The organism is Pseudomonas entomophila (assembly GCF_029478665.1).
GTDB lineage: Bacteria > Pseudomonadota > Gammaproteobacteria > Pseudomonadales > Pseudomonadaceae > Aquipseudomonas > Aquipseudomonas entomophila_F.
Genome location: NZ_JARPQB010000103.1, coordinates 1 through 5203, shown reverse-complemented (window position 1 = coordinate 5203; position 5203 = coordinate 1). Strand labels below are relative to the sequence as shown.

The following is a 5203-nucleotide window of genomic DNA, read 5'->3' as shown; positions in this document are numbered from 1 at the left end:
AAAACTTCGAAAATAACGCTTGACACGAAATGAGGTTAGCGTAGAATGCGCGCCTCGGTTGAGATGAAAAGCTCTTAACCAATCGCTCTTTAACAAATTGAATCAAGCAATTCGTGTGGGTGCTTGTGAGTACGGACTGATAGTCACCAAGATTATCAGCATCACAAGTGGCCATGCGAGAAATCACATAGTCATTTGAGATTGCTGAGCCAAGTTTAGGGTTTCTTAAAAACCCAAGCAGTATTGAACTGAAGAGTTTGATCATGGCTCAGATTGAACGCTGGCGGCAGGCCTAACACATGCAAGTCGAGCGGATGACGGGAGCTTGCTCCTTGATTCAGCGGCGGACGGGTGAGTAATGCCTAGGAATCTGCCTGGTAGTGGGGGACAACGTTTCGAAAGGAACGCTAATACCGCATACGTCCTACGGGAGAAAGCAGGGGACCTTCGGGCCTTGCGCTATCAGATGAGCCTAGGTCGGATTAGCTAGTTGGTGGGGTAATGGCTCACCAAGGCGACGATCCGTAACTGGTCTGAGAGGATGATCAGTCACACTGGAACTGAGACACGGTCCAGACTCCTACGGGAGGCAGCAGTGGGGAATATTGGACAATGGGCGAAAGCCTGATCCAGCCATGCCGCGTGTGTGAAGAAGGTCTTCGGATTGTAAAGCACTTTAAGTTGGGAGGAAGGGCAGTAAGTTAATACCTTGCTGTTTTGACGTTACCGACAGAATAAGCACCGGCTAACTCTGTGCCAGCAGCCGCGGTAATACAGAGGGTGCAAGCGTTAATCGGAATTACTGGGCGTAAAGCGCGCGTAGGTGGTTCGTTAAGTTGGATGTGAAAGCCCCGGGCTCAACCTGGGAACTGCATCCAAAACTGGCGAGCTAGAGTATGGTAGAGGGTGGTGGAATTTCCTGTGTAGCGGTGAAATGCGTAGATATAGGAAGGAACACCAGTGGCGAAGGCGACCACCTGGACTGATACTGACACTGAGGTGCGAAAGCGTGGGGAGCAAACAGGATTAGATACCCTGGTAGTCCACGCCGTAAACGATGTCAACTAGCCGTTGGAATCCTTGAGATTTTAGTGGCGCAGCTAACGCATTAAGTTGACCGCCTGGGGAGTACGGCCGCAAGGTTAAAACTCAAATGAATTGACGGGGGCCCGCACAAGCGGTGGAGCATGTGGTTTAATTCGAAGCAACGCGAAGAACCTTACCAGGCCTTGACATGCAGAGAACTTTCCAGAGATGGATTGGTGCCTTCGGGAACTCTGACACAGGTGCTGCATGGCTGTCGTCAGCTCGTGTCGTGAGATGTTGGGTTAAGTCCCGTAACGAGCGCAACCCTTGTCCTTAGTTACCAGCACGTTATGGTGGGCACTCTAAGGAGACTGCCGGTGACAAACCGGAGGAAGGTGGGGATGACGTCAAGTCATCATGGCCCTTACGGCCTGGGCTACACACGTGCTACAATGGTCGGTACAGAGGGTTGCCAAGCCGCGAGGTGGAGCTAATCTCACAAAACCGATCGTAGTCCGGATCGCAGTCTGCAACTCGACTGCGTGAAGTCGGAATCGCTAGTAATCGCAAATCAGAATGTTGCGGTGAATACGTTCCCGGGCCTTGTACACACCGCCCGTCACACCATGGGAGTGGGTTGCACCAGAAGTAGCTAGTCTAACCTTCGGGGGGACGGTTACCACGGTGTGATTCATGACTGGGGTGAAGTCGTAACAAGGTAGCCGTAGGGGAACCTGCGGCTGGATCACCTCCTTAATCGACGACATCAGCCTGCTGATGAGCTCCCACACGAATTGCTTGATTCATTGTGTAAAGACGATGCTGTAACGCGACCCTGTTATAGGTCTGTAGCTCAGTTGGTTAGAGCGCACCCCTGATAAGGGTGAGGTCGGCAGTTCAAATCTGCCCAGACCTACCAATTACTTGGTGCGGCCTAGAATACGGGGCCATAGCTCAGCTGGGAGAGCGCCTGCCTTGCACGCAGGAGGTCAGCGGTTCGATCCCGCTTGGCTCCACCACTCTTTCAGGTTTCGCAGCACTGATCAGAACTTAGAAATGAACATTCGGCGATGAATGTTGATTTCTGACTTTTGTCAGATCGTTCTTTAAAAATTCGGATATGTGATAGAAATAGACTGAACACCAGTTTCACTGCTGGTGGATCAGGCTAAGGTAAAATTTGTGAGTTCTGCTCGAAAGAGCGACGTGCGAATTTTCGGCGAATGTCGTCTTCACAGTATAACCAGATTGCTTGGGGTTATATGGTCAAGTGAAGAAGCGCATACGGTGGATGCCTTGGCAGTCAGAGGCGATGAAAGACGTGGTAGCCTGCGATAAGCTTTGGGGAGTCGGCAAACAGACTGTGATCCAGAGATCTCTGAATGGGGGAACCCACTCAGCACAAGCTGAGTATCTTGTACTGAATACATAGGTGCAAGAGGCGAACCAGGGGAACTGAAACATCTAAGTACCCTGAGGAAAAGAAATCAACCGAGATTCCCTTAGTAGTGGCGAGCGAACGGGGACCAGCCCTTAAGTTGGTTTGAGATTAGTGGAACGCTCTGGAAAGTGCGGCCATAGTGGGTGATAGCCCCGTACACGAAAATCTCTTATCAATGAAATCGAGTAGGACGGAGCACGAGAAACTTTGTCTGAACATGGGGGGACCATCCTCCAAGGCTAAATACTACTGACTGACCGATAGTGAACCAGTACCGTGAGGGAAAGGCGAAAAGAACCCCGGAGAGGGGAGTGAAATAGAACCTGAAACCGTATGCGTACAAGCAGTGGGAGCCTACTTTGTTAGGTGACTGCGTACCTTTTGTATAATGGGTCAGCGACTTATATTCAGTGGCGAGCTTAACCGAATAGGGGAGGCGTAGCGAAAGCGAGTCTTAATAGGGCGCTTTAGTCGCTGGGTATAGACCCGAAACCGGGCGATCTATCCATGGGCAGGTTGAAGGTTAGGTAACACTGACTGGAGGACCGAACCGACTACCGTTGAAAAGTTAGCGGATGACCTGTGGATCGGAGTGAAAGGCTAATCAAGCTCGGAGATAGCTGGTTCTCCTCGAAAGCTATTTAGGTAGCGCCTCATGTATCACTGTAGGGGGTAGAGCACTGTTTCGGCTAGGGGGTCATCCCGACTTACCAAACCGATGCAAACTCCGAATACCTACAAGTGCCGAGCATGGGAGACACACGGCGGGTGCTAACGTCCGTCGTGAAAAGGGAAACAACCCAGACCGTCAGCTAAGGTCCCAAAGTCATGGTTAAGTGGGAAACGATGTGGGAAGGCTTAGACAGCTAGGAGGTTGGCTTAGAAGCAGCCACCCTTTAAAGAAAGCGTAATAGCTCACTAGTCGAGTCGGCCTGCGCGGAAGATGTAACGGGGCTCAAACCATGCACCGAAGCTACGGGTATCACCTTTGGTGATGCGGTAGAGGAGCGTTCTGTAAGCCTGTGAAGGTGAGTTGAGAAGCTTGCTGGAGGTATCAGAAGTGCGAATGCTGACATGAGTAACGACAATGCGAGTGAAAAACTCGCACGCCGAAAGACCAAGGTTTCCTGCGCAACGTTAATCGACGCAGGGTTAGTCGGTCCCTAAGGCGAGGCTGAAAAGCGTAGTCGATGGAAAACAGGTTAATATTCCTGTACTTCCAGTTATTGCGATGGAGGGACGGAGAAGGCTAGGCCAGCTTGGCGTTGGTTGTCCAAGTTTAAGGTGGTAGGCTGAGATCTTAGGCAAATCCGGGATCTCAAGGCCGAGAGCTGATGACGAGTGCTCATTAGAGCGCGAAGTGGTTGATGCCATGCTTCCAAGAAAAGCTCCTAAGCTTCAGATAACTGGGAACCGTACCCCAAACCGACACAGGTGGTTAGGTAGAGAATACCAAGGCGCTTGAGAGAACTCGGGTGAAGGAACTAGGCAAAATGGCACCGTAACTTCGGGAGAAGGTGCGCCGGTGAGGGTGAAGCACTTGCTGCGTAAGCCCACGCCGGTCGAAGATACCAGGCCGCTGCGACTGTTTATTAAAAACACAGCACTCTGCAAACACGAAAGTGGACGTATAGGGTGTGACGCCTGCCCGGTGCCGGAAGGTTAATTGATGGGGTTAGCGCAAGCGAAGCTCTTGATCGAAGCCCCGGTAAACGGCGGCCGTAACTATAACGGTCCTAAGGTAGCGAAATTCCTTGTCGGGTAAGTTCCGACCTGCACGAATGGCGTAACGATGGCGGCGCTGTCTCCACCCGAGACTCAGTGAAATTGAAATCGCTGTGAAGATGCAGTGTATCCGCGGCTAGACGGAAAGACCCCGTGAACCTTTACTATAGCTTTGCACTGGACTTTGAGCTTGCTTGTGTAGGATAGGTGGGAGGCTTTGAAGTGGGGACGCCAGTTCTCATGGAGCCATCCTTGAAATACCACCCTGGCAACCTTGAGGTTCTAACTCAGGTCCGTTATCCGGATCGAGGACAGTGTATGGTGGGTAGTTTGACTGGGGCGGTCTCCTCCCAAAGAGTAACGGAGGAGTACGAAGGTGCGCTCAGACCGGTCGGAAATCGGTCGTAGAGTATAAAGGCAAAAGCGCGCTTGACTGCGAGACACACACGTCGAGCAGGTACGAAAGTAGGTCTTAGTGATCCGGTGGTTCTGTATGGAAGGGCCATCGCTCAACGGATAAAAGGTACTCCGGGGATAACAGGCTGATACCGCCCAAGAGTTCATATCGACGGCGGTGTTTGGCACCTCGATGTCGGCTCATCACATCCTGGGGCTGAAGCCGGTCCCAAGGGTATGGCTGTTCGCCATTTAAAGTGGTACGCGAGCTGGGTTTAGAACGTCGTGAGACAGTTCGGTCCCTATCTGCCGTGGACGTTTGAGATTTGAGAGGGGCTGCTCCTAGTACGAGAGGACCGGAGTGGACGAACCTCTGGTGTTCCGGTTGTCACGCCAGTGGCATTGCCGGGTAGCTATGTTCGGAAGAGATAACCGCTGAAAGCATCTAAGCGGGAAACTTGCCTCAAGATGAGATCTCACTGGAGCCTTGAGCTCCCTGAAGGGCCGTCGAAGACTACGACGTTGATAGGTTGGGTGTGTAAGCGCTGTGAGGCGTTGAGCTAACCAATACTAATTGCCCGTGAGGCTTGACCATATAACACCCAAGCAATCTGC

Annotated in this window: 2 tRNA genes and 2 rRNA genes; all 4 read left to right on the top strand. The window is 51.9% G+C overall.

From position 1 onward, the window contains the following. The first annotated feature begins 245 nt into the window (after positions 1-245). Positions 246-1782, top strand: a 16S ribosomal RNA gene (locus tag P5705_RS25990). 86 nt (positions 1783-1868) lie between these two features. Beyond that, a tRNA-Ile gene (locus P5705_RS25985) sits at positions 1869-1945 on the top strand. Between the two features lie 24 nt (positions 1946-1969). Beyond that, a tRNA-Ala gene (locus tag P5705_RS25980) sits at positions 1970-2045 on the top strand. Between the two features lie 245 nt (positions 2046-2290). After that, positions 2291-5183: ribosomal RNA gene (locus P5705_RS25975) — 23S ribosomal RNA — on the top strand. Together the 16S and 23S rRNA genes with 2 tRNA genes alongside form the textbook arrangement of a ribosomal RNA operon. Positions 5184-5203: the final 20 nt, after the last annotated feature.